The organism is Mediterraneibacter massiliensis (assembly GCF_001487105.1).
GTDB classification, from domain to species: domain Bacteria; phylum Bacillota; class Clostridia; order Lachnospirales; family Lachnospiraceae; genus Mediterraneibacter; species Mediterraneibacter massiliensis.
The window spans coordinates 1,773,499-1,799,703 of sequence record NZ_LN913001.1; the positions used below are offsets into that span (position 1 = coordinate 1,773,499).

Below are 26,205 nucleotides of genomic sequence, written 5' to 3' on the forward strand. Positions count from 1 at the left end.
TTATCAATAAAATTACCTATCTTAATTTGCTCCACAGGTGTATCTCCTCCTCTCTGGCCTCATTGTATAGCTTCCTTATTCTTTTCACACCCCTGTACAGTAGAATATGGTAAATTTTAACGGTTTCTACGTTTCGTAGAGTGGATATTTGCTTAAACAAAATTTTAATTTATCCCTCTAAACCTCTCGCTTGTCTATCCATATCTTCAATAACAATATCTTAAATTTCTCCAAGCTGTGAGCAGTACTCTAATACTTTCCATGGCTCATTTGTGTGAAAATGAATTTTAATCAGTTCTTCATCTTCAACTGCCAATAAACAATCTCCTTTAAAATTATTTGTAAAATATTCACTTATTTTATCTTCATCAAAATTTTCGTCTTCAATTAGAAGTTGAGTATCATATCTAAATTCTAACATCTACTCTATACGCACATTTACTAAACTCATTGTAAGTCCTTTACCCGTTTCAACATTATACCATTTTCCCTTTTCAAGATTAATCGTTTCACTTGCTCCAGAGGTAATATAAGGAATAGCATAATTTACCTTAGTTTTTTATTTAATAAAAATCACCTCTGTATCCCTCGGACTACTTACTTTTACAGTTCCTGTGATTGATTGTATTTGTTCATTGCCAGAGAGTGTAAATGTATGTGCCGATATATATCCTCTATAACTAATTCCTGCTACTAAAATTACAAAAACAACCAAAGTTCCAATAATAATCTTTGTTTTCTTTTTCATACTAGCGCCTCTCAACTTCAACTGAAAATTTTATGATAATATTATTTCTTCTCTTATTCTTGAACAAAGCTAACTCATTATGAAAAAAGTCTGTGAAGTAATTGTTCCCTGTTATTGATAAACATTTCTGTTACCATATAGCTTTCCGTTTCTTCATATTCACATGTATGTATCGCACCATCATCAAACAACAATATCTCTGCATTCGGTATTCCGAGTAAAATAGGGGAATGAGTGACAATAATAAACTGCGATCCCTGTCTTGCACAAGCAGCAATTTCCATCAATAATGTCAGCTGTCTCTGTGGCGATAATGCCGCTTCCGGCTCATCAAAAAAAATATAATCTGTTTGATTACAGATAATTTTGAGCAAGTGCAAGGAAACTTTCCCCATGTGATTTTTCATGGTATTTTTCCGATGGATGTTCCCAATCTGCATATTCTTCTTTGGTTGCCACATTATAAAAACTTTCTGCTCTCAGAAAATATCCCCACTTTGCTTGACGATATCCCTTTGCAATATGAACAGCTTCATATAATTGCAAATAGGAATCATAAGTAGAAAAAGCATAATTCTTCCTACCTCCTTCTGGATCAAACCCACTGGCAACTGCAATTGCTTCCAATAAAGTCGATTTTCCACCTCCATTTTTTTCGACAAAAAAGGGAATCAGATTATGAAATACCAGTTCATCTAATCCTTTTATCGCATCGATTCGCCGTAAATAACTGTTTTGGGGAATATTATCCCAATCTATATGTAACCCTTGTATAAATAAAGGATTCATCCGACTATTACTCCCTTAAGATCAATGTTCATATGACGACCGAATTTTATTCTTTTCTGATGGGATAAAAGCACTTGCCTTTTCCTCGGTGGCAAAAACCCTGCTGTCATGTACCTGAATTACACCACCAGTATCTGTAAACCATACTACATAAGAATTAGTAGCTCCTCGAACAATAGTCACTTCCTTTATAAAGCGATTGCTTTCCACACTGTATGCTTTTTGTCCCTGTGTATATTTCACGCAAAACACCTTCTTAAAAAACATTAAATTATTGTAACTGTTGCAAATCCATCTGTGCGTTTTTCACTTTTTTCTTCAGACTTTCTATTTCTTCCAAAATTTCTCCATTTCTTTTGAAGATCATTTCATCTATTTCACTACATGTCAAAAAGCCATTTATAAAAGACTGTGGATATTGAAAAATTACTTCTTTAGCAACAAATGAGACTTTCATACGTCCATTTACACATTCTAACACATTACCCTTCCCATATTTCTTATGTTATACCTGCTTTCCTGTAAGATCCGGTAATGGTTTTATCTCACCTTGCGCCTGCTTTATTCTTTCTTCTGCGGTTAAAATTATATTTTGTAGATCATCCATTTTTTGTCGGTTGGATGCTCTTCTTATACGTTCTTTTATAGATGTTTTAGAAATAGACATATTCTGGTAGAAGCCATAGGTATATGCACAATAAATAACGTCATACACTAAAATATGTAACTTATCATCATACTCTTTTGCTTCCTTAGTCATTCTTTCGGAATGTAATTTCAGAAGTTCCTGATTGTCCTTGATTTCTTCTAATAACTCATCACACATCTTATAATATTTTTTTAGTGAAAATGTTTTTCCACTTCCGAAATCGTCCCCATATTCTATACAGTTTGCCCACGCAGTTGCTTCTGTAGATTTAAAAATATAATTTTCTTCCGGTTTCCATAAATTCAGATAATAAATAACACTATTTCTGCTTTGCGGATATTTCCACGAGCCATTCACATATTTTTCTATCTTTGCATTAACTGTATCTATAAATTCATCAATCCGTTCCTGTCTCTTATCCAAATCTCCACCATCTTCACAAAACAAATTGCGAAAACTCTGTCGTACAAATTCAACTTCCTTTTCCTGTTTTAAAAGTAACCTAATGCCACCTATTGGCTGAACCGTTGCATTGTCAATCAAGTTACTGATTTCCTGCATGGACTTTATAAACATTCCCTCAAAATCCGTATCATCAAGATTCCAATTATTTTTAAATTGTGATTCAGCCCTCCATTTATATCCTTCGTCATTTCCACCATTTTCAATACTCTCATTTAATTCATCAAATCGTGAAATGTATTGTTCCAATATTTTATTTAAATTTTCTCGATTCAGTATTTCCCCTCATATAGCTTCATCAATTCTGCAGCACAGTCGGCTTCTCTCATTTTTGTGCTAAATCCATATACAGCCATAACTGCCTTATCATTTGCAGTATGTGCTTTTCTTAACTCAGGTGGGAAAGATAAGTTTCAAGTAAAAAATTTCCAGAACCACGGGCAAGATCTAAAAACGAAGTGATTACACACAATTTTCTATATTTTCAACTCTAAAACCTTCATTCGTAGCAATACCGTAGTATCGTGCCTTTTTATATGCCTTGATTTGCCCCAATACCGCCCAATGTTGCGGAAATATGCAACCTACACGTTTATCCTGCCGTGGCAAATAAATAATCCTCTAATCATCTATGTGTTTCTTCTTATTCGCGGCATATCATATGACCGTACGCTCTTTCTGGTAAATCCACTCTGCTCTTGAAGCCATAAGTATAAAATCCTCTCCAAACACTTGAATCAGTAAATATCTCAACCTCGCTTCTATGGTCAGTAAATTTCTTGCTATAACTCCATCCTTACACCTTCTCCGCCATCATGTACAGCATTTCTTCTGTCTCTTTCCATCCCAGGCAGGGATCAGTGATGGATTTTCCATAGATATGATCCTCGCCAATATCCTGTCTTCCTTCTACGAGATAACTCTCTACCATGACACCTTTCACTAATTTCTTCAGTTCAGGATTATAGCTGCGGCTATGAAGGACCTCGCTTATGATTCTTGGCTGCTCTTGGAACTGTTTGCCTGAATTAGAATGATTTGTATCGATGATAACAGCTGGATTTTTCAGTTCTTGCTTCAGATACATTTCTTTCAGCCGCACTAAATCTTCATAATGGTAGTTGGGAATATTTTTTCCATATTTATCTACGCCGCCTCTTAGGATCGTATGCGCCAAAGGATTCCCAGATGTATTTACATCACAGCCCCGGTAGATAAAGCGGTGCGGATGCTGAGCGGCGATTACAGAATTCAACATAACAGACAAATCTCCGCTGGTAGGATTTTTCATTCCTACGGGGATATCCATTCCGCTGGCAGTAAGCCGGTGCTGCTGATTTTCTACCGAGCGTGCTCCAATCGCTTCATACGACAGTACATCGTCTAAGTAGCTTCTGTTCTCCGGATACAGCATTTCATCCGCAGAAGAAAGTCCGGTTTCTCTAAGCACGCGGATATGCAGTTTTCGGATAGCTATGATGCCGGCAAGCAGATCCGGCGCCTTATCCGGATCAGGCTGATGCAGCATTCCCTTATATCCCTCCCCGGTAGTCCGTGGCTTGTTTGTATACACTCTCGGTATGATCAATAATTTGTCGGATACCTTATCCGATACGTTTTTCAAACGCTCTGTATATTCACACACAGAATCTTCATTATCTGCGGAACAAGGGCCGATGATCACAAGGAAACGATCTGACTCTCCTGTGAAGACCTTCTGTATCTCCTTGTCTCTTTCTTCCTTTCTTTTTCGCAGTTCTTCCGGCAGCGGATATTCTTTTTTTAATGTATCCGGCAGCGGCAGTTCATGGTTTAATTGTATAGACATTCTTCTTCCTCTCCTTTTCTGCGCAGTCTTAAATAATAAATCCTAAGTTTTTCTATCAATCTTGTCAAATAACGTAAAACCGGCTCCGTAGCAATTGCGAATACGACAAACAACATAACGCATTTTGTCGACATCCCCGTGATCGCAAATAAATCATTGAGATAAAAACTACAGAATAAAAGCCCTGCTATAGATCCTGCAAAAATAGCGACACGCAGTTTGTTCATCGGCGCACTGATCGTATACAGGATCATAAAACCGACAATTGCAAGAAGCATGGTCGCCGCGGTAGAAATATCGGTCGTATTCACGCCAAAGGTCTCACCAAAGATGACCAGCGCACCCACCGCAAGTGCATCTGTAAGCGCCGCCGGCAGTGCTTTCAAAAAGACATTCGTCAAAAATTTTCCTTTTATGATATTTTTGTTTGGTTCCAGCGCCAGGAAAAATGCCGGGATCCCAATCGTAAATGTACTGATCAAGGAAACCTGTGATGGTTCCAGTGGATAGGTAAACATAAATACAACCGATAAGAGGCTTAACAAAAAGGAAAAAATATTCTTTACCAGGAATAAACTAGCAGAGCGCTGGATATTATTTACCACTCTTCGCCCCTCTAAAACGACTTGCGGCATACAGGAAAAATCAGATTCCAGCAAAACTAACTGGGATGCCTGCGCTGCCGCCTCGCTTCCAGATGCCATTGCAATACTGCAGTCTGCATCTTTAAGCGCAAGGACATCATTTACTCCATCCCCTGTCATTGCAACAGTACGCCCCGCTTCTTTTAACACCTGTACAAACTGCCGCTTCTGGTTCGGTGTCACTCTTCCAAATACCGTATTATGCAGGACAGCCTCTTTCAGCTGTTCCGGCGTTTTCAGAGAAGAAGCGTCTATAAACTGTTCTGCCCCGACGATCCCTGCCTGTTTTGCGACTTCCGAAACGGTCACCGGATTGTCGCCGGAGATCACCTTGATCTCTACTCCCTGCTCCGCAAAATATCGGAAGGTCTCCTGTGCAGCTTCCCGGATCGGATTAGCGAGCAAAAGATATGCCAGCGGTACGATGCCGTGATGGAGCGCTTTCCCGTCTATCTCTTCATCATAACTTCCAAAGACAAGTACTCTGGCTCCTTTCGAAGCATAACTTAGTATCTTCTCTTCATATTCCGGATACTTTTCTCTTAACACAAATTCCGGAGCGCCAAGTACATAAGCGCCTTCCCGAAAAGTCACACTGCTATATTTTGTAGCAGAAGAAAAGCCCGTTTTCGATACAACTTCTCTGCCCGAAGCCGCCGGAAAATATGCCTTCACTGCTTCCATCGTGATATTATCGCTGCTCATCGCTGCCGCAAAATCTCCTATCAGCAATGAAAGTCCGCCGTCTTCTTTTTCTTCATATTCTTCAGCAGGTATCATTTCCTGTACCTTCATCGTATTTTCTGTGATAGTACCCGTCTTATCCACACAGAGGACATTGACTCTTGCAAGCGTTTCTATACATTTCATATCATGCAGGAGCACTTTTTTCTGTGCAAGACGGATAGAACTTACCGCAAGCGCCACGCTGGCGAGTAAGTATAATCCTTCCGGAATCATCCCAATGATCGCGGCGATCATAGAAGTCACACTGGAACGAAAACCTTCTCCCTGCAGAAAAAATGCCTGTCCAAACAATACCAGGCCAATTGGGATAATGGCGATTCCGACACATTTTACCAACTTATCAAGGGAACGGATCATCTCAGATTGTTCGCCTTCCTGCATCTCTTTTGCCTGTATCGTCAGCTTTGAAATATACGAATCTGCCCCTACTTTTTCCAAGCGGGCATGGCACTGTCCGGAAACGATAAAACTGCCGGACATTAATGTATCGCCTCTTCTTTTTGTAATCTCATCGGATTCCCCTGTCAGAAGCGACTCATTCACCTGCACCTCTCCGGCGCATACTTCTGCGTCCGCACACACCTGATTGCCGGCACGAAAAATAACAATATCGTCCAGTACCAATTCTTCAGCATCAATCGTCCATGTTTTCCCATCTCTGACCACAAGAGCATGAGGCGCATTTAACATTGTCATCTTATCCAGAACTTTCTTCGCCCGTATCTCCTGTATGATACCGATCAGTGTGTTGGAAATGATGACCGGCAAAAAGGTCAGATCCCTAAAAGACCCTACAATACATAAAAGCACTGCCAGAATCGTAAAAATCAAGTTAAAATAGGTAAATGTATTTTCATGAATGATTTCTTTTGTCGTTTTAGACGGCGGATCGACTGCTTTGTTTGTCCAGCCGTGCAGCCTGTGTTCCTGTACTTGCGCGCTTGTAAGTCCCACTCTATATTCTGGAGAGTAACGGGTTGTCGGGATCCTTCTGTCCTTTTTTTCTTCTTCCTTTATCTTCTGTTTTTTGCTCATGTATAATTTCCCTTCTTTCCGAAGTATTCTGCCGTTTTTATTTCTATTTCCTTGTTATTCTAACACAATAACTCCTTGTTTTCTATGGCCTTTTCCCTTATAATAATACAGGTATTTAATAAAATACAAGTATAGATAAAAAGTTGGGTTATAAGTATGAGATTAAGAAGTAAATTAGCTATCAAATGTGCAAAAGGGACGAGCACTCTGATCAAAAAATTAAATCGAGGAAGCGGCGTAACACTTCCCGGATACGTTGCCCGTCTTATCGACCCGGATATTTTAACCGAATTATCCGGTCAGATCCGTGAAAAAATCATTGTCACAATGGGAACAAACGGAAAAACTACCACCAATGCAATCCTTTATCAGGCATTAAAAGCAGAAGATAAAAAGGTCATCATCAATCGCACTGGAGCGAATATGCTAAATGGAATTATTTCTGCCTTTGTGCTCTCTACAGACCGCCACGGTCTGCTGGACGCAGACTATGCCTGTATCGAAGTAGATGAGATTGCCTCTGTGGGCGTTTTGCCAAAGCTCAAGCCAGACTGCGCCCTCCTGACAAATATCTCCAGAGACCAGCTGGATCGTTTCGGTGAAGTAGACATCACCTACAACAAATTGTTGACTGCCGTAACAAGTGTTCCAGACACCACGCTGATCATCAACTGTGACGATATCCTCTCCTATTCTCTTGCAGAAAAGAGTGGGAACCCCTTTGTCACATATGGCATCAATGAACAGATTTTTGACGATATTTCCCGTTCCGAAATACGAGAAAGTATTTTCTGCCGTAACTGTGGAAAGAAACTGCACTATGATTTTTTCCACTATGGACAGCTTGGCATCTATCATTGCGCAAACTGCGGATGGAAGCGTCCCGTACCAGATCACACTGCTGAAAATATTGTTTTCCATGATGAAATATATTCTTTTGATATGGATGGGCTCTCTATTCATTCCACTGTACGGACACCTTACAATATATATAATACCCTCTCTGCCTATACGGCATTGAAGACTCTAGGGGCAGGCTATCAAGATTTTAAATCTATGATCGAAGCGTTTGACTATGGTAATAACCGTGAGAGTATTTTTACCATCAAAGGAGCCCGGGTACAGCTTCATCTTGCCAAAAATCCAATCGGTTTCCAGCAGAAGGTATCTCTTGTATTAAAAGATGATAAGCCAAAAGACATCATCATACAGATAAACGATACTTACCAAGATGGAGAGGATATTTCTTGGTTGTGGGACGTAGACTTTCAATATCTTTGTAACAGCCATGCGCAGTCTATTACGACTGCAGGTACCCGCAGGCACGATATGGGACTTCGTTTGAAGTATGAAGGCATTCCCTGTGACTCTACTACGGATCTGCGTACCGCTATTTTAGACCGTGCAGAAAACGGTACAAAAAATCTCTATGTGATCGTAAATTATTCCGGTCTCTACCGGACGAACCATTTGCTCACTGCTCTGGAAAAAGAAACGGAAGGAGGCGCACTTTCATGAAACTGACAATTGGACACTTATATCCTGATCTGTTGAATCTATACGGTGATCGGGGAAATATCCAATGTTTCCGCAAACGCCTTGAATGGCGCGGCATAGAAGCAGAAGTCATCCCTTTTCTGTCCGGAGATCCGATCGACTTTCAAAATCTTGACATCGTCCTCTTAGGCGGAGGTTCTGATCGGGAACAAGAAATCGTCTGCAATTATTTACTAGATATCCGGGATGACTTCCATAAATTCGTAGAAGATAACGGCGTTGTTCTGGCTGTCTGCGGCGGCTATCAGCTTCTTGGAAAATATTACAAAACAGATAAAAAGACAATCCAGGGACTTTCTATTCTGGATATTACCACAGAATGGCAGCCTGAACGTCTGATACGAAATATCGTTCTTAACAGTCCTCTGTTTGATACGCCTGTAGTAGGTTTTGAAAATCACGGAGGCCGCACATATATCAAAGATCATACACCTTTCGGAAAAGTCTTCTATGGCCTGGGGAATACCGGAAAATCCGGTTATGAGGGAGTTGTCTATAAAAATGTGATCGCCACTTACCTGCACGGTCCTCTACTTCCTAAAAACCCGCATGTATGCGATTATCTGCTGGAACGAGCGCTAAAACGCAAATACGGTCCCGATGTAACACTTTCTCCTCTGCCGGATGAACTCGAACATGCTGCCAATCAATATATCGTAGACAGATACAGTGATAAAAAGTATGTCTTAAAAGAAACCATTAAACGGCATACGTAAAAAGCAACCGCCGTCACTTCTTCGTGACGGCGGTCTATTTCTTATATTTGTTCTTTCTTCTCCAATATTTCCATGAATTCCTCTCCTGTTATCGTTTCTTTCTCATACAGGTATTTCGCAAGTTCATGGAGTTTTCCTTCATTTTCTTTCAGCAGATGCATTGCCTTGTCGTAAGCATCTTTGACCGTCTGTATCACCATCTCATCAATCGTCTTCGCTGTTTCCGGCGCACAACTTAAACTGCTGTCCCCGCCCAGATATGGATTGACATCTGTTTCCAGTGCCACCATGCCAAAATATTCCGACATTCCATATTTTGTGACCATTGCTCTGGCCAGCTTTGTTGCCTGCTCAATGTCATTTGATGCACCCGTAGTGATAGAGTGAAAGATCAAATCTTCTGCGCATCTTCCTCCTGTCAGCGTAGCAATACGGTTTTGTATTTCTTCCTTTGACATCAGATTGCGCTCTCCTTCTTCTACCTGCATTGTATATCCTAAAGCACCGGAAGTACGGGGAATGATCGTAATCTTTGTTACCGGCGCGGAATGAGACTGCAGGGCAGCCACAAGAGCATGGCCGATCTCATGATAGGAGACAATCAGCTTTTCTTTCGTAGAAAGCACTTTATTCTTCTTTTGGTATCCTGCAATGACTACTTCTATACTCTCCTCCAGGTCTGCCTGGGTCACATATTTTCTATTTTCCCTGACAGCCCGCAGCGCAGCTTCATTGATCATATTAGCAAGTTCTGCGCCGGAAGCACCGGAAGCGGCACGCGCAATAGCATTAAAGTCTACATTATCGCCAATCTTGATCTTCTTTGCATGCACTTTCAGTATTTCTTCCCGGCCTTTTAGATCCGGAAGTTCTACAGGTATCCGGCGGTCAAATCTCCCCGGTCGCAACAATGCCGGATCTAATGTATCCGGACGGTTTGTAGCCGCAAGGATAACCACCCCTTTTGAAGCATCAAAACCATCCATCTCTGTCAGCAGTTGATTCAAAGTCTGTTCTCGTTCATCATTTCCGCCAAATCCCTGGTTATCGCGTTTCTTCCCAATTGTATCGATCTCATCAATAAAGACAATACAGGGAGCCTTTTCATTCGCCTGTTTGAACAGATCCCGCACCTTGGAAGCACCCATTCCTACAAACATCTCTACAAATTCAGAACCGGATATGGAGAAAAACGGAACGTTTGCTTCTCCGGCCACCGCTTTTGCCAGAAGTGTTTTTCCTGTTCCCGGAGGTCCTACGAGAAGGGCTCCTTTGGGACAGGTTGCCCCAATTTCCTGATATTTCTGCGGATTATGCAGGAAATCCACAATCTCCGTCAGCAACTCCTTAGCCTCATCCTCTCCCGCCACATCATCAAATTTTATGCCAGTTGTAGATGCCACATATACCTTTGCGTTACTCTTTCCAAACTGCATGAACGGATTGCCTGCACCGCCTCCGCCCATTTTTTTCATCATCTGGCGTGCAAGCAGCTGCCCTAATCCCCAGAATATCAGAAGTGGAACGATCCAGGTAAGGATAAAACTCAAAATCGGATTCATCTCTTCCTTCACAACTCTGCCAAAAGAACAGCCCGAATCATACAGGCGGTCCACTAATTCAGGATCGTCAAATGTCGTTGTTTCATAGTATTTTGGCTCTTTACTTTTATCTGTAAAATAAATGTTTTCATTTTCAATCTGTACTTTGGATACTTTTTGATTTTCCACCATCTTTAAAAAAGTACCATAATCTACCGTCTCCACTGACTGTCCCATAAATTTAGGAAAAATAAGGGCGTTTAAAAGGATCAGGACAGCCAGAGCGATCAAATAATATATATATAAGGGCCTCTTTGGCTTCTTTACTTGCTGCATTTTATTTCCTCCTTTTTCTCTTATATGCAATTTACTTGAAAAGCGCTGCCCTCACTGCTTTCAAGATTTGAACGATTGGAATGTTCAAAGCTGCAAGTCCATATACTGTGAACAGCTGGGTCATAGTCAATGTCTGCACCTTAAAGATACTGTGCAGTCCCGGGATCATGACAACACTGGTAATCAGCGCAATACCAAGGACAAATGCACCGATCAAATAAATATTGTTTCCTACCGCTTTTGTAAAGACAACCGGTTTATCTGATTTACAGTTAAATCCGTGGAACAGTCTTGCGCAGCATAATGTTGCAAATGCCATCGTACTTGCAAGTAATGCGTTTCCGCCCTGATTATAACCGATCATAAAGGCGATCATTGTAGTTACACCGATCGATAACCCTTCGATTCCTACTTTTAACAGAAATTCTTTTGTCAAAATAGATTCATTCAGCGGTCTTGGTTTTTCTTTCATCACATCTTTTGTGTGAGGCTCCAGTCCCAATGCGATCGCCGGAAGACTGTCTGTCAGGAGATTGATGAACAATAAATGTACAGGCGCGAACGGTACCGGCAGCGCCGCAATAGAGGCATACAGTACGGCCAGAATAGCGCCAAAATTCCCTGACAGCAAAAACTGGATAGCGCTTTTGATATTACGGTAAAGATTTCTTCCATTTTCCACTGCTTTTACGATCGTAGCAAAATTGTCATCTGTCAGCACCATTGCCGCAGCGTCCTTGGAAACTTCACTTCCTGTGATACCCATCGCTACACCTATGTCTGCCTGCTTAAGCGCCGGGGCGTCATTGACGCCGTCGCCTGTCATAGAGACGATATTCCCTTTATCCTGCCATGCTCTGACGATTCGTATTTTATGTTCCGGTGATACACGTGCATATACAGAGATACCTTCCACAAAATCTTTCAGTTCTTCATCTGAAAGAGAATCAATCTCTGCGCCTTCACAGGCTTCCGATTCCTGTTCCAGGATCCCGATTCTCTTCGCGATTGCCGCAGCCGTTACTTTATGATCGCCTGTTATCATAATAGGACGGATACCTGCGCTCTTACATTCAGCTACCGCAGCCTTTGACTCCTCTCTCGGCGGATCCATCATAGCGACAAGGCCTAAAAATGTCAATCCATATTCATCTTCCAGTGATAATTCCAATTCATCTGAAACTATTTTATAGGCAAATCCCAATACTCTTAATCCGGATCTGGAAAAAGCCTGGTTCTGCTCCTCGATCTTTTTTTTGTCCTCTTCGGTGATAGGACGTATTTCAGCACCGATCTGGATCTGCTCCATGCGTCCCATCAATACATCTACGGCCCCTTTCACAAGCATCGTCGGTTTTCCTTCCATCGTATGCTTGGTGGACATCAGTTTTCTGTCACTGTCAAATGGGTTCTCACTTTCACGAGGATATTTTTCTCTTACATCTTCCGGACAGACTCCCAGACGAGTGCCAAGATTGATCAGCGCAGTCTCCGTTGGATCACCGATTTCCACGCCATCTATATTAGTAGAATCATTACAGAGGATACTAGCCAGAAGCAGCCTGCTATGTGAAAGATTCTGTGTATTGATCTCATCCGCCGCCACACAAGTCTCATCTACATAATAATCCTCCACTGTCATTTTATTCTGTGTCAAAGTTCCAGTCTTGTCAGAACAGATGATAGACACACTGCCCAGACCTTCCACTGCCTGCAGTTTTCGTATGATCGCATGTTCCTTTGCCATTTTCTGTGTGCCAAAAGAAAGGACGATCGTGACGATTGAGCTTAATGCCTCTGGAATCGCCGCTACTGCGAGAGCTACCGCGAATAAGAAAGCATCCCCGATATTGTCTCCTCTAAATACACTGATGCCAAACAAGATTCCACAGAAGACTAATATCAATATAGAAAGTTTCTGCCCGAATTGATCCAGATTGATCTGTAACGGCGTTCTCTTCTCTGATGTCGTCTTTAATAGGCTTGCAATCTTTCCTACCTCTGTCTGCATGCCTATATCTGTTACTACAAAGGAGGCTCTTCCATATGTGACAAAACTTCCAGAATATACCATGTTTGTTCTGTCTCCAAGCGGCACTTCTCCTTGTATAGGTTCGATCGTTTTGTCAACGCCAAGGCTTTCTCCTGTCAGTGCACTTTCATCCACCTTCAGACTGGCTGATTCTAACAGACGTCCATCAGCTGGAATATAGTCTCCTGCGTCAAGCATGACTCTATCTCCTACCGTCACCTCCGCAGACGGGATCTGAATGACATTCCCATCTCTTAATACTTTTGCTTCTGGTCCGGAAAGCTTTTTCAAACTCGCAAGAGACTGCTCTGCCTTTACAGTCTGTACCGTTCCCAAAACAGCATTCATTGTGATAACGATCAAAATAACCGCTGTACTCTCTATATCTCCCAGAAAGCCGGATACGATCGCAGCTATGATCAATATGATGACAAGAAAATCTTTATACTGCTCTAAAAAAATCTGAAGCGTCGTCTTCTTTTTCCCCTCTACCAATTCATTTGGTCCGTATTTTTCCTGATGTTCTTTTACCTGACTGTCGCTAAGCGGCTCTGTCTGCCCGTTTATGTCTTGTAGAGTTTCCTCTCCCGACAACTGATAATATTTTTTCATCATGAAACCTCCTTTTCTTCTGAAAAAAGTATGGGAAGCAATACTTTTATGACTCAACACAGCGTGTTATTTGCTATGGCATATAAAAAATGAGACTTTCATTGCATACTTAAACGCAATAAAAGTCTCACTGTTTAATCACGATACGGATGAATACTCATCGTATTGACGACATCGCAAACGTTTTTATAAACGCCAGTTACTCCCTTTTACAAAAGATACTATAATGCATTTTTTATCTTCTGTCAATTCTGTTTACAATATTTTCATAATCTCAGACAGTGGAACCTATCTTAATTTATATGATCAGTATTTCCTCATATCAAAAATTTAAACCGTATTCTACACGATCCCCTGTGCATTCATAGCATCTACTACTTTTTCAAAACCAGCAATATTCGCACCGATCACATAGTTTCCTTTGAAACCATATCTCTCAGCCGCCTCTGCTATATTGTGGCAGATGTCCACCATGATCCGCTGCAGTCTGTTGTCTACTTCCTCAAATGACCAGCTTAATCTTTCACTATTCTGTGACATTTCTAAAGCAGAAGTTGCCACACCTCCTGCATTTGCAGCTTTCCCCGGTGCAAACAGAACGCCGTTCTCCTGCAGATACTCTGTCGCTTCCAGCGTAGTCGGCATATTTGCTCCCTCCGCTACTGCGATACATCCATTTGCCACAAGCATCTTTGCATCTTCAAGCAGCAGTTCATTCTGCGTTGCACATGGAAGAGCGATATCCACTTTCACTGACCACACGCCTCTTCCTTCATGATATTGTGCATTCGGACGGTAGTTTTTATATTCTGTCAGTCTTTCTCTCTTAATTTCTTTAATCTCTTTTAATGCCTCTACATCAATCCCTTCCGGATCATACACCCAGCCGTTTGAATCGCTTACTGTCACAACCTTCGCACCCATCTGCTGTGCCTTTTGGGTAGCATAAATGGCAACGTTTCCGGAGCCGGATACGGCAATCCTCTTGCCCTTGATATCCTGTCCATTTAATTTCAACATTTCTTCTGTCAGATATAAAAGTCCGTATCCTGTCGCCTCTGTACGTGCCAGTGAGCCTCCGTAACTCAATCCTTTGCCCGTAAGAACTCCTTCAGAAAGCCCGCGTATACGTTTATATTGCCCATACATATAACCGATCTCTCTGGCTCCTGTTCCGATATCTCCTGCCGGTACATCTGTATCTGCTCCAATATATTTACATAATTCTGTCATAAAACTCTGGCAAAATGCCATTACTTCCCGATCTGATTTTCCTTTTGGATCAAAATCTGACCCTCCTTTTCCTCCACCGATCGGAAGCCCTGTCAGAGAGTTCTTGAAAATCTGCTCAAATCCCAAGAATTTTATAATACCAAGGTTCACGGATGGATGCAGACGAAGTCCTCCTTTGTATGGTCCGATTGCGCTGTTGAACTGTACACGGTACCCAGTATTTACCTGTACTTGTCCATTGTCATCTACCCACGGCACACGGAATTTCAACTGCCTTTCAGGCTCTGTCATTCTCTCTAAGAGAGCATCTCTACGGAATTGTTCTTCATTTGCCTCTACAACGACACGCAACGATTCTAAAACTTCTTTTACCGCTTGATGAAATTCCGGCTCTGCCGGATTCTTTTTTACAACTAAATCAATTACTTCATCTACATATGACATCCCTATTTACCTCCTAAATATACAAAATAGCCGGCAGACAATGCTGCCAGCTATCTGTGACAGAATCATCTACTCGTCTATTCTATAAGGTAAATGCAATTTTGTCAACAATAAATTTCATTTATTTTATAACTTTATCACTTCATTCAGATAAAATATATATGATTTTTTTGTAATTTTCTATTATTTTTCATAGAAAATCGCCTTATGTAAAACTCAGAACTCATTCCTCTTACAAATTATTTTTGCAGGAATTGAATTTCATTTATTCATTTTTGTTTTTATTTTTATACAATTTTTCTTCTTTCCTTATAAGCGATCGTCAAAAAATCTATGAAATATACGAACAAAATAAGAAGACCTGCCTTTTCTCCTATACTGCGCGGTATTCCATCTACGATCCGTTCTACCATACTGTGCAGGATCCCAAACAAGACCAATGTATAAACACCCCATGCAATGGTGCTTTCCAGGCACAAGATCCCTTTATAATTAAAAGGTTTATCTTTGTAATCCCACCAGATCTCTCCAAAGATTTTCTGCATGATCTTCGCCGTCACCCACTCGATAAAAGTCGCAAGCGCTGCTCCCAACACGAAAAGCAGCAGTTTATTATGACTGTAAGGATACAACACAAAATAAACCGTTAAAGCCCCCACCCCATATATGGGGCAAAAAGGACCTCTTGAAAAGCCCCGGTTCGTCCATTTCCTGTTGCAGATCGACATATAGATAGATTCTACGATCCATCCGAGTACACTGTATGTAAGGAACCACATAACGATATGATAAACATCCCTTCCAAAAATGACCCCATTCCACATAATATTCCTTCCTTCTCCCTTAGAGCAGGTAAAGCCGCTCTTAAGGGCCTATCATGATACAAAAATAGAGTGTTGGATCACAACACTCTATTTATCTGCACATCATTAATTATATTTACGTTTTCTAGCGGCTTCAGATTTTTTCTTACGTCTAACGCTTGGTTTTTCGTAATGTTCTCTTTTACGAATCTCCTGCTGAATGCCTGCCTTTGCACAGTTTCTTTTGAATCTGCGTAAAGCACTATCTAACGTCTCGTTTTCTTTCACGATTACATTCGACATAGTCTCACACCTAACCTCCCCTCCAGCCTTGTATTGTGCATCATACGACTGTTCGGGTATATTTATTGCACTACACAAGATTATATCATATTTTTCAGTTCCGTCAACTGTTTTCCTTCAAAAAACTTAAGAAACCTGACTTTTTAGTACTTCTGTTGCTTTTGAAAGGGCTTCCTCAATCCCAGCAGGATTTTTGCCGCCTGCCTGCGCCATATTCGGACGACCGCCTCCGCCTCCACCGACAAGACCTGCGATCGCCTTCACCAGATTGCCGGCATGGGCGCCTTGCTTCATTGCGCCTTCTGTAGCTGTTGCCATCAAGCCGGCCTTATTCTCCGCGCCGGATGCAAGTACAACCACTCCTTCACCCAGTTTTTCTTTCAACTGGTCTCCCAACTCTCTTAAGCCATTCATATCCACGCCGTCTATCTTAGCGGCAAGAAGTTTTACCCCGCCTATCTCTGTCACTTTATCCAGAATATCGCCGGCAGCACTCTGCGCAATCTTGCTCTTTAAACCTTCCACTTCAGCATGGAGCGCCTTATTTTCCGAAATCATATGCGTGATCTTTTCGGCAAGATTTTCCGGCGTTGCCTTTATCAGAAGCGCTGCTTCTTTCAGCTTTTTCTCCAGTCTGTCATAATACTCCATCAGCCCGTTTGACGTGAGCGCCTCTATCCTTCTTACCCCCGCCGCTACGCCGGTTTCTGAAATAATCTTGAAAGACATGATCTCGCTGGTATTTTTTACATGGGTTCCTCCGCAAAATTCAATAGAAAATCCCCCCATATCCACCACACGCACGATATCGCCGTATTTTTCTCCAAACAGAGCCTGCGCTCCTGTCTTTCTTGCTTCTTCAATAGGCATATTTTTTACGATGACCGGCAGCGCATTTTCAATCTGCTCATTTACAATCTGCTCTACCTTTTTCAGTTCTTCCGGTTTCACCGCTGAAAAATGGGTAAAGTCAAACCGAAGTCTATCCTCATTTACACTAGATCCCGCCTGCTCTACATGGGTACCGAGCACTGTACGGAGCGCTTTCTGCAACAGATGCGTCGCACTGTGATTGCGTGCGGAAAGGGCACGCTTACGCGCGTCTACTTTTAAGGTTACTTTATCAGAGGTCTTTATCATTCCCTTTGTAACAATTCCTACATGACCGATCTTGCCGCCTAACAGCTTGATGGTATCTTCTACCCGAAATTCTCCTGTTTCCGTACATATGGTTCCCGTATCTGCCTCTTGGCCTCCGCTGGCTGCATAAAACGGTGTCTCCTGTACAAAAACTGTTCCTCGTTCTCCGTCAGAAAGAGCTTCCGTCACTTCTTCTTCCGTTGTCAATACTGTCACTTCTGATTCCCAGCTAAGATGATCATATCCTACAAATGTGCTCGTGATACTCGGATCGATAGATTCATAAACCGTCACGTCCGCTCCCATATAATTAGTCACTTCTCTGGCTTCTCTGGCTGTCTTTCTTTGTACTTCCATTGCTGTGTGAAAGCCTTCTTCATCTACTTTCAAATTCTTTTCTTCCAGAATTTCTTTTGTCAGATCCAACGGGAACCCATAGGTGTCATACAATTTAAACGCCTCGTCCCCCTTTAGGATCTCGGTTTTTTCTTTCTCCATCTGCGTGATCATATCAGATAGAATGCCCAGGCCTTGATCAATAGTCTTATTGAACTGTTCTTCTTCCTTTGCGATTACTTTCAGGATAAACTCTTTCTTTTCTTCCAATTCCGGATAACCATCTTTTGAGCCCTCGATGACTGTCTGTGCCAGTTCTGGCAGAAAACCATTTTTTATATCCAAAAGCCTTCCATGGCGGCAGGCACGCCTTAGCAGACGGCGCAGCACGTAGCCTCGCCCTTCATTTGAAGGCATGATCCCATCGGAGATCATAAATGTTACCGACCGGATATGGTCTGTGATAACACGAATAGATATATCCTTTTTATTCTCTTTTCCGTATTCTTCCTCTGCAAGGGCACACACATGATCTCTTAAGGCTTTGATCGTATCTACATCGAAGATAGAATCCACATCTTGCACAACAGAAGCCAGACGTTCTAATCCCATGCCTGTATCAATATTTTTCTGTTCCAGTTCAGAATAATGTCCATTTCCATCATTATCAAACTGTGTAAATACATTATTCCAGATTTCCATGTACCGGTCACATTCACAGCCTACAGTACAATCCGGGCTGCCGCACCCATACTTTTCTCCCCTGTCATAGTAAATTTCCGAACAGGGACCGCAGGGACCAGAACCATGTTCCCAGAAATTATCTTCTTTTCCAAATTTAAAAATCCTCTCTGCCGGGATTCCCATCTCTTTATTCCAGATTTCAAACGCTTCATCATCTTCCAGATATACTGACGNTGTTGCTTTTGAAAGGGCTTCCTCAATCCCAGCAGGATTTTTGCCGCCTGCCTGCGCCATATTCGGACGACCGCCTCCGCCTCCACCGACAAGACCTGCGATCGCCTTCACCAGATTGCCGGCATGGGCGCCTTGCTTCATTGCGCCTTCTGTAGCTGTTGCCATCAAGCTGACCTTATTCTCCGCGCCGGATGCAAGTACAACCACTCCTTCACCCAGTTTTTCTTTCAACTGGTCTCCCAACTCTCTTAAGCCATTCATATCCACGCCGTCTATCTTAGCGGCAAGAAGTTTTACCCCGCCTATCTCTGTCACTTTATCCAGAATATCGCCGGCAGCACTCTGCGCAATCTTGCTCTTTAAACCTTCCACTTCAGCATGGAGCGCCTTATTTTCCGAAATCATATGCGTGATCTTTTCGGCAAGATTTTCCGGCGTTGCCTTTATCAGAAGCGCTGCTTCTTTCAGCTTTTTCTCCAGTCTGTCATAATACTCCATCAGCCCGTTTGACGTGAGCGCCTCTATCCTTCTTACCCCCGCCGCTACGCCGGTTTCTGAAATAATCTTGAAAGACATGATCTCGCTGGTATTTTTTACATGGGTTCCTCCGCAAAATTCAATAGAAAATCCCCCCATATCCACCACACGCACGATATCGCCGTATTTTTCTCCAAACAGAGCCTGCGCTCCTGTCTTTCTTGCTTCTTCAATAGGCATATTTTTTACGATGACCGGCAGCGCATTTTCAATCTGCTCATTTACAATCTGCTCTACCTTTTTCAGTTCTTCCGGTTTCACCGCTGAAAAATGGGTAAAGTCAAACCGAAGTCTATCCTCATTTACACTAGATCCCGCCTGCTCTACATGGGTACCGAGCACTGTACGGAGCGCTTTCTGCAACAGATGCGTCGCACTGTGATTGCGTGCGGAAAGGGCACGCTTACGCGCGTCTACTTTTAAGGTTACTTTATCAGAGGTCTTTATCATTCCCTTTGTAACAATTCCTACATGACCGATCTTGCCGCCTAACAGCTTGATGGTATCTTCTACCCGAAATTCTCCTGTTTCCGTACATATGGTTCCCGTATCTGCCTCTTGGCCTCCGCTGGCTGCATAAAACGGTGTCTCCTGTACAAAAACTGTTCCTCGTTCTCCGTCAGAAAGAGCTTCCGTCACTTCTTCTTCCGTTGTCAATACTGTCACTTCTGATTCCCAGCTAAGATGATCATATCCTACAAATGTGCTCGTGATACTCGGATCGATAGATTCATAAACCGTCACGTCCGCTCCCATATAATTAGTCACTTCTCTGGCTTCTCTGGCTGTCTTTCTTTGTACTTCCATTGCTGTGTGAAAGCCTTCTTCATCTACTTTCAAATTCTTTTCTTCCAGAATTTCTTTTGTCAGATCCAACGGGAACCCATAGGTGTCATACAATTTAAACGCCTCGTCCCCCTTTAGGATCTCGGTTTTTTCTTTCTCCATCTGCGTGATCATATCAGATAGAATGCCCAGGCCTTGATCAATAGTCTTATTGAACTGTTCTTCTTCCTTTGCGATTACTTTCAGGATAAACTCTTTCTTTTCTTCCAATTCCGGATAACCATCTTTTGAGCCCTCGATGACTGTCTGTGCCAGTTCTGGCAGAAAACCATTTTTTATATCCAAAAGCCTTCCATGGCGGCAGGCACGCCTTAGCAGACGGCGCAGCACGTAGCCTCGCCCTTCATTTGAAGGCATGATCCCATCGGAGATCATAAATGTTACCGACCGGATATGGTCTGTGATAACACGAATAGATATATCCTTTTTATTCTCTTTTCCGTATTCTTCCTCTGCAAGGGCACACACATGATCTCTTAAGGCTTTGATCGTATCTACATCGAAGATAGAATCCACATCTTGCACAACAGAAGCCAGACGTTCTAATCCCATGCCTGTATCAATATTTTTCTGTTCCAGTTCAGAATAATGTCCATTTCCATCATTATCAAACTGTGTAAATACATTATTCCAGATTTCCATGTACCGGTCACATTCACAGCCTACAGTACAATCCGGGCTGCCGCACCCATACTTTTCTCCCCTGTCATAGTAAATTTCCGAACAGGGACCGCAGGGACCAGAACCATGTTCCCAGAAATTATCTTCTTTTCCAAATTTAAAAATCCTCTCTGCCGGGATTCCCATCTCTTTATTCCAGATTTCAAACGCTTCATCATCTTCCAGATATACTGACGGATACAAACGCTGCGGATCCAATCCTACCACGTCTGTCAAAAATTCCCAGGACCAGTGGATCGCCTCTCTCTTAAAATAATCCCCAAAAGAGAAATTCCCCAGCATTTCAAAAAAAGTACCGTGCCGCGCTGTCTTCCCAACATTTTCGATATCTCCTGTACGGATGCACTTCTGACAGGTCGTGACCCGCTTCTTTGGCGGAATCTCCTGTCCTGTAAAATAAGGCTTCAAAGGTGCCATTCCTGAGTTAATAAGCAGAAGACTCTTATCATTGTGTGGCACTAGAGAGAAACTCTTAAGAGCAAGGTGCCCTTTGCTCTCAAAAAACTCTAAAAACATTTTTCTTAACTGGTTTACTCCATAAGGCTGCATTCTTTCTCCTCCTGGTTCTTTTGTTTTCTATTTTATTTCAGTTCGATCTCTTCCAACTCTTTCGGCGGAATTGCCTTGCTGGAATTCTTTACATATGCCGCAAGATCTTTTTTCGCTGCCGGTACAGGAATATTCGTTCCTGCCCCCGCGATACATCCCCCTGGGCAGCCCATTCCTTCTATCAGGCAGCCGTTCATACGCCCTGCTTTTGCCAGAGTCAGGATCTTTTTACACTCTGCAAGCCCTTCTGCATGCTCTATATTCACCTGCACATCCGGATAATATTCATTGATACATTTTTCAATTGCTTCTGCCACGCCGCCCGCACAGGCATAACCGCGGCCTGCTCCGGTAGCGTCATGGAAGGATGACTCCGCTTCATACTGTGTCAGATCGATTCCCTTCGCATCAAACATCGCCTGCATTTCCTCAAACGTAACGACAAAGTCTACATCACTGCGCACACTTCTTCTGGAAGCTTCCAGTTTCTTTGCCGCACATGGTCCGATAAATACAACCTTCGCATCCGGATGCTCCTGTTTGATCGTTCTCGCCGTCGCGACCATAGGGGTAAGTTCCTGCGAAATCTGATCGATCACATCCGGGAAAAACTTCTTTGCCATCACTGCCCAGGATGGACAGCAGGAAGTCAGAAGAAACGGCAATTCTCCTGTCACAACTTTATCCACATAATGATGTGCTTCGGCAATCGCACCAATATCTGCTCCCAAAGCCACTTCATACACTTCTGTAAAGCCTAGTTCACGCAAAGCTGCTTTAATGTTTCTCGGTGTGATATTCTTGCCAAACTGCCCCACAAATGCCGGCGCAATCTCCGCGACAACCTTTTCTCCTTCTGAAAGCGCTCTCGCAAGCTGGAAGATCTGTGATTTATCAGAGATCGCTCCAAACGGGCAGCTTACCATACACATTCCGCAAGATACACATTTGTCATTATCGATCAAAGCACGTCCATATTGATCTGACACGATCGCGCCTACTCCACATGCCTTCTGGCATGGCCGTTCTTTCTTTGCAATCGCATCATATGGACAGACAGATTTACATCTTCCGCACTTGATACATTTCTCCTGATCAATATAGGAGCGTCCGTTCACCATAGAAATAGCATCTCGCGGGCAGACCTCCTGACAGGGATGTGCCAGACACCCCTTGCAGACATTACTCACCTCATATTTATTTTCCTCACAGCTTTCACACGCAGAGGGAATGACCTGCATAAGCGGCGGTTCATAATATTTCTCAGAAATATTGCTCGCCTCCACCCCTGCGGTCAGGTGCACAGGCTTGTTCTCCGGGCGCAGGGAGAGCCCCATTGCCAGTCTCAGTCTTTCTCTTACGATCGCTCTGGAACGATACGTACTTTCTCTGTATTTCTCTGTATCGTCATTTACGATTTCATAGGGTATAGATTCCATATCATCCAATAAGGTCTTCGCGTCCGCCTTGAACCCCAATTTCGCAACTTCTGTAAACACCCGTCTTCGAATCGCTCTCACCGGTGTCTGCAATCCTCTCATCATAGTTTCCTCCTTCTGATTCTCTCTTCCTGCCAAAGCAGGCGTGTTTCTTTCCTCTCTTTTCCCTTAACAAATATAACGCCCTCTTAAAGCATTGTCAACACGCTTATTTGTACAAAAGACGGTACAACTTTTTTCTATCGTGTTCTTGCAAATACTTCCTGCGCATAATAGACAGACTGCATAGCATCTTTTCCATAGAAATCTGCTCCGATCATGTCTGCATACTCCTTGTTTAAAACAGCGCCCCCTACCATTACCTTGCAGCCCGGAGCCCTTTCTCTTAACTGTTGTATCGTATCTTCCATGCTCACGACTGTCGTTGTCATAAGCGCGCTTAAACCTACCAGACGGATATTCTTTTCACATACCGTCTCCACGATCTTCTCCGGCGATACATCCTTGCCAAGATCTATTACTTCAAAACTGTAGTTTTCCAATAATACTTTCACAATATTCTTTCCAATATCGTGGATGTCTCCTTTCACAGTGGCAAGGACGATCTTTTCCTTTTTTTCACCAGCGCCGCCCTTTTCGGCTATTTTTTCCTTTACTACCGCAAAAGCACTCTTTGCCGCTTCCGCGCTCATTAACAGCTGCGGCAGAAATACGCTTCCTTTTTCAAACCCCTGCCCCACATTATCCAGAGCTGGGATCATATATGTGTTGATGACAGACAGTGGATCCTCCTTCTCCGCCAGATATTCCGCGATGGTATGTGCTTCTTCCTTTAAACCTTTTTCAATGGCTGTCTGTAAAGTCATATTATCTGCGGCCAAAACAGGCACAGCAGATGTTTTTGGCATATCTGCATATTTTTCAATATATCTTTCACAGTTCACATCCAGATCCTGCAGTGCATGATAGGCATACCAAGATTTCATCATATCTTCAGATGCCGGATTTATAATGCCGGCGCTGAGTCCATTTAGCATTGCCATGGTATAAAACGCCGCATTGATGATCGGACGGTTCGGAAGTCCAAAAGAGATATTCGATACTCCCAGCACTGTGTGTACCTGCAGTTCTTCCCGAAGCCTTTTCAATGTCTCAAGCGTTACTTTCGCTCCCTGCGGCTCAGAACTGATCGTCATAGCAAGCGCATCGATAACAATATCCTTTTTCTCAATCCCGTATTTTGCCGCCTCTTTTATGATCCGCTCAGCAATCTCCACTCTTCCCTGTGCGTCTGTCGGAATTCCCTTTTCATCCAATGTAAGTCCAATGACTACGCCGCCATATTTGGCAAGCAGCGGAAACACTTTGTCCATAGACTCTTGTTTGCCGCTGACGGAATTGACTATGGCCTTTCCATTATAGATACGAAGTGCTGTCTCAAGCGCTTCTATATCGACTGTATCTATCTGGAGAGGGAGACTTGTGATACTTTGCAGACTTTCTACGACCTCTCTCATCATCGCCGGCTCATCAATATCCGGCAATCCCACATTTACATCCAGGATATGCGCTCCTTTCTCCTGCTGCATGATGCCTTCTTTCAAAATATAATCCAGATCATGATCTTTTAAGGCCTGTTTAAACTTTTTCTTCCCAGTCGGATTGATACGCTCCCCGATAATCTTGGATCCTTTATCTAAAAAAACAGCCTGTCCGTAGGAGGAAACTACTGTAAAATTTTTCTTTTCCACCGGTCTTAAGCTTTTTCCCCTTAAAGCATCTGTCATCGCTCGGATATGTTCCGGAGTCGTACCGCAGCATCCCCCTACCGCCGCAGCACCTTTTTCAACAATCTTAACCATAACGTCGGCAAATTCCTGCGGACTCACATCATAATATGTATTTCCATCCTTCTGTCTTGGAAGACCCGCATTTGGCTTCACGATCACCGGAAGAGATGTATACCGCAGGATCGTATCCAGGATCGGCTTCATCTGTCTCGGCCCCATGCCGCAATTAATCCCCAGCGCATCCACTCTAAGTCCTTCCAGCAATGCGACAACGGAAGGAACATCCGCACCGGTCAGCAACTTTCCTCTTTCATCAAAAATCGTTGTCACGAAGACGGGGAGCGATGTATTTTCTTTCGCCGCAAGTACTGCCGCTTTCATCTCATATGTATCACTCATCGTCTCAATATGGATCACATCCACACCGGCTTCTCTTCCATACAGAACTACTTCCCTAAAAGCTGCATATGCTTCTTCAAAACTCAAGTCCCCCATGGGCTTTAAGAGTTTTCCCGTAGGTCCTATATCTAATGCTGTATAGATCTTCCTCCCGACAGATTCTGCCGCTGCTTGTACATGAGAAACTGCACTCTCTACGATTTCTTTCAAAGAAAATGTCTCATCATGAAATTTTAGAGCATTCGCGCCAAATGTATTTGTCAGTATGATATCGCTGCCTGCCTCGATATACTTTCTATGTATCTTCCGGATCACTTCAGGATGCGTCAGATTCCAAGTCTCCGGCAATTCTCCCGGGAACAGGCCTTCTTCTTGCAGAAGCGTTCCCATTCCTCCATCAAAAAATAACAGTTCTCTTCCTAAACGTTCTTTTATCATTCTGTATCCCTTCTGTAGATGCAATCTTTTTTCTCGCAGGACTCGCAGCCCTTTATATGGCACTTTTCTTCTGTGGGACTGACCCCTATAACAGCTGTAACAGATTTTGTAGGTACCATCATAGCTCCTCCTGTCATAGTAAGCCCGATCCGCTTTGCACAATCCAACATTCGGATCAGAGCTTCTTGGTATTCCATGCCAAAATCTCCGTATCCCGGACTAAAACGTGGACGCAGATATTTGTTTTCTTTTCGCAATGCCTCTCCGATCTTTTCCTGACACATATCACAATATTCTTCCAGCACAGCAGCCGCACAGGCCTGCAGGACAACTGTTTTCGCCATATCCGCAATGGTATATCTGCGAAGCAGCGTGTCCACTCCCGTTCCCAAAGTTGCGCCAAAAAATATAACCTGTTCACAGCCTTTTAAATTCTTCCCCAAATTCCTACTTTCTATTTTTAAATTTCCTGCCATGATCTTAGTATCACTGTATTGCTTAAAATCAAAAATACGATAGATGGATTTAGGGTCTGCCGCCTGTTTCAGTTCCCGGAAGGAATCTGAAATCATCGCAAGAGTCTGCTCATCTACCGTATTTCTGCCAAAACCCAGATAACGTATGGCCTCTCTGACCTTCTTATCCATTCGCAC

18 protein-coding genes and 2 pseudogenes are annotated in these 26,205 nt (G+C 42.8%); 2 read left to right on the forward strand and 18 right to left on the reverse strand.

Going from position 1 to position 26,205, the window contains the following annotated elements; translation table 11 throughout:
- Positions 1-220 precede the first annotated feature (220 nt).
- From BN3282_RS12695 to BN3282_RS12730, 9 genes and pseudogenes are all read right to left on the reverse strand, one after another.
- On the reverse strand, positions 221-421 hold the full coding sequence (locus BN3282_RS12695; RefSeq protein WP_059069686.1) for a kinase to dihydroxyacetone kinase: 201 nt from the start codon (positions 419-421) through the stop codon (positions 221-223).
- A 138-nt stretch (positions 422-559) separates the two neighbouring features.
- Positions 560-748: a hypothetical protein gene (locus tag BN3282_RS15360; protein WP_242866637.1), complete on the reverse strand. Its 189-nt coding sequence runs from the start codon at positions 746-748 to the stop codon at positions 560-562.
- A 77-nt stretch (positions 749-825) separates the two neighbouring features.
- Positions 826-1,537, reverse strand: a pseudogene (locus BN3282_RS15590) (AAA family ATPase).
- 21 nt (positions 1,538-1,558) lie between these two features.
- On the reverse strand, positions 1,559-1,780 hold the full coding sequence (locus BN3282_RS12710; protein WP_059069688.1) for a hypothetical protein: 222 nt from the start codon (positions 1,778-1,780) through the stop codon (positions 1,559-1,561).
- A gap of 28 nt (positions 1,781-1,808) precedes the next feature.
- A complete protein-coding gene (locus BN3282_RS12715) occupies positions 1,809-2,018 on the reverse strand; it encodes a hypothetical protein (RefSeq protein WP_059069690.1) in 210 nt (69 codons plus the stop codon).
- 24 nt (positions 2,019-2,042) lie between these two features.
- A complete protein-coding gene (locus BN3282_RS12720) occupies positions 2,043-2,897 on the reverse strand; it encodes a hypothetical protein (protein ID WP_059069692.1) in 855 nt (284 codons plus the stop codon).
- Positions 2,898-2,920: 23 nt separating this feature from the next.
- A pseudogene (locus BN3282_RS15625) lies at positions 2,921-3,046 on the reverse strand (hypothetical protein); the annotation flags it as partial.
- A 398-nt stretch (positions 3,047-3,444) separates the two neighbouring features.
- Positions 3,445-4,476 (reverse strand): 3-deoxy-7-phosphoheptulonate synthase, encoded by a 1,032-nt coding sequence (locus tag BN3282_RS12725; RefSeq protein ID WP_059069694.1) that lies wholly within the window; start codon positions 4,474-4,476, stop codon positions 3,445-3,447.
- On the reverse strand, positions 4,461-6,902 hold the full coding sequence (locus BN3282_RS12730; RefSeq protein ID WP_059069695.1) for a cation-translocating P-type ATPase: 2,442 nt from the start codon (positions 6,900-6,902) through the stop codon (positions 4,461-4,463). The genes BN3282_RS12725 and BN3282_RS12730 overlap by 16 nt, the downstream gene beginning before the upstream one ends.
- A 156-nt stretch (positions 6,903-7,058) precedes the next feature.
- On the opposite strand from BN3282_RS12730, the gene BN3282_RS12735 reads away from it, so the two are divergent.
- Positions 7,059-8,420 (forward strand): Mur ligase family protein, encoded by a 1,362-nt coding sequence (locus BN3282_RS12735; protein WP_059069697.1) that lies wholly within the window; start codon positions 7,059-7,061, stop codon positions 8,418-8,420.
- Positions 8,417-9,175: a type 1 glutamine amidotransferase gene (locus BN3282_RS12740; protein WP_059069699.1), complete on the forward strand. Its 759-nt coding sequence runs from the start codon at positions 8,417-8,419 to the stop codon at positions 9,173-9,175. The genes BN3282_RS12735 and BN3282_RS12740 overlap by 4 nt, the downstream gene beginning before the upstream one ends.
- Before the next feature lie 41 nt (positions 9,176-9,216).
- Here BN3282_RS12740 and ftsH read toward each other — a convergent pair whose 3' ends face one another.
- From ftsH to BN3282_RS12785, 9 genes are all read right to left on the reverse strand, one after another.
- Positions 9,217-11,052: an ATP-dependent zinc metalloprotease FtsH gene (gene ftsH / locus BN3282_RS12745; RefSeq protein ID WP_059069701.1), complete on the reverse strand. Its 1,836-nt coding sequence runs from the start codon at positions 11,050-11,052 to the stop codon at positions 9,217-9,219.
- Positions 11,053-11,083: 31 nt separating this feature from the next.
- Positions 11,084-13,696: a cation-translocating P-type ATPase gene (locus tag BN3282_RS12750; protein WP_059069702.1), complete on the reverse strand. Its 2,613-nt coding sequence runs from the start codon at positions 13,694-13,696 to the stop codon at positions 11,084-11,086.
- Positions 13,697-14,038: 342 nt separating this feature from the next.
- Positions 14,039-15,373 carry an NADP-specific glutamate dehydrogenase gene (gdhA, locus tag BN3282_RS12755; RefSeq protein WP_059069704.1) on the reverse strand — a complete coding sequence of 445 codons (1,335 nt, stop codon included), beginning with the start codon at positions 15,371-15,373 and terminating at the stop codon, positions 14,039-14,041.
- Between the two features lie 287 nt (positions 15,374-15,660).
- Entirely contained in the window at positions 15,661-16,197 is a 537-nt protein-coding gene (locus BN3282_RS12760; RefSeq protein ID WP_059069706.1) for a putative ABC transporter permease, read from the reverse strand.
- A 105-nt stretch (positions 16,198-16,302) separates the two neighbouring features.
- Positions 16,303-16,479 (reverse strand): 30S ribosomal protein S21, encoded by a 177-nt coding sequence (gene rpsU / locus BN3282_RS12765; protein WP_004054229.1) that lies wholly within the window; start codon positions 16,477-16,479, stop codon positions 16,303-16,305.
- Between the two features lie 126 nt (positions 16,480-16,605).
- On the reverse strand, positions 16,606-21,486 hold the full coding sequence (gene alaS / locus BN3282_RS12770; protein ID WP_059069708.1) for an alanine--tRNA ligase: 4,881 nt from the start codon (positions 21,484-21,486) through the stop codon (positions 16,606-16,608).
- Between the two features lie 32 nt (positions 21,487-21,518).
- Positions 21,519-23,030 (reverse strand): 4Fe-4S dicluster domain-containing protein, encoded by a 1,512-nt coding sequence (locus BN3282_RS12775; RefSeq protein WP_059069710.1) that lies wholly within the window; start codon positions 23,028-23,030, stop codon positions 21,519-21,521.
- Between the two features lie 134 nt (positions 23,031-23,164).
- Entirely contained in the window at positions 23,165-25,552 is a 2,388-nt protein-coding gene (locus tag BN3282_RS12780; protein ID WP_059069712.1) for a homocysteine S-methyltransferase family protein, read from the reverse strand.
- Positions 25,549-26,199 (reverse strand): vitamin B12 dependent-methionine synthase activation domain-containing protein, encoded by a 651-nt coding sequence (locus tag BN3282_RS12785; RefSeq protein ID WP_059069714.1) that lies wholly within the window; start codon positions 26,197-26,199, stop codon positions 25,549-25,551. Before BN3282_RS12785 ends, BN3282_RS12780 begins: the two co-directional genes overlap by 4 nt.
- Positions 26,200-26,205: the final 6 nt, after the last annotated feature.

What these genes read in the sequence shown, in the direction of transcription:
- BN3282_RS12775 (WP_059069710.1), bottom strand. Translation starts at nt 23,030, where the DNA reads ATGATGAGAGGATTGCAGACACCGGTGAGAGCGATTCGAAGACGGGTG.
- ftsH (WP_059069701.1), bottom strand. Translation starts at nt 11,052, where the DNA reads ATGCAGCAAGTAAAGAAGCCAAAGAGGCCCTTATATATATATTATTTG.
- BN3282_RS15360 (WP_242866637.1), bottom strand. Translation starts at nt 748, where the DNA reads ATGAAAAAGAAAACAAAGATTATTATTGGAACTTTGGTTGTTTTTGTA.
- BN3282_RS12760 (WP_059069706.1), bottom strand. Translation starts at nt 16,197, where the DNA reads ATGTGGAATGGGGTCATTTTTGGAAGGGATGTTTATCATATCGTTATG.
- BN3282_RS12735 (WP_059069697.1), top strand. Translation starts at nt 7,059, where the DNA reads ATGAGATTAAGAAGTAAATTAGCTATCAAATGTGCAAAAGGGACGAGC.
- BN3282_RS12750 (WP_059069702.1), bottom strand. Translation starts at nt 13,696, where the DNA reads ATGAAAAAATATTATCAGTTGTCGGGAGAGGAAACTCTACAAGACATA.
- gdhA (WP_059069704.1), bottom strand. Translation starts at nt 15,373, where the DNA reads ATGTCATATGTAGATGAAGTAATTGATTTAGTTGTAAAAAAGAATCCG.
- BN3282_RS12725 (WP_059069694.1), bottom strand. Translation starts at nt 4,476, where the DNA reads ATGTCTATACAATTAAACCATGAACTGCCGCTGCCGGATACATTAAAA.
- rpsU (WP_004054229.1), bottom strand. Translation starts at nt 16,479, where the DNA reads ATGTCGAATGTAATCGTGAAAGAAAACGAGACGTTAGATAGTGCTTTA.
- BN3282_RS12740 (WP_059069699.1), top strand. Translation starts at nt 8,417, where the DNA reads ATGAAACTGACAATTGGACACTTATATCCTGATCTGTTGAATCTATAC.
- BN3282_RS12780 (WP_059069712.1), bottom strand. Translation starts at nt 25,552, where the DNA reads ATGATAAAAGAACGTTTAGGAAGAGAACTGTTATTTTTTGATGGAGGA.
- BN3282_RS12730 (WP_059069695.1), bottom strand. Translation starts at nt 6,902, where the DNA reads ATGAGCAAAAAACAGAAGATAAAGGAAGAAGAAAAAAAGGACAGAAGG.
- BN3282_RS12785 (WP_059069714.1), bottom strand. Translation starts at nt 26,199, where the DNA reads ATGGATAAGAAGGTCAGAGAGGCCATACGTTATCTGGGTTTTGGCAGA.
- BN3282_RS12695 (WP_059069686.1), bottom strand. Translation starts at nt 421, where the DNA reads ATGTTAGAATTTAGATATGATACTCAACTTCTAATTGAAGACGAAAAT.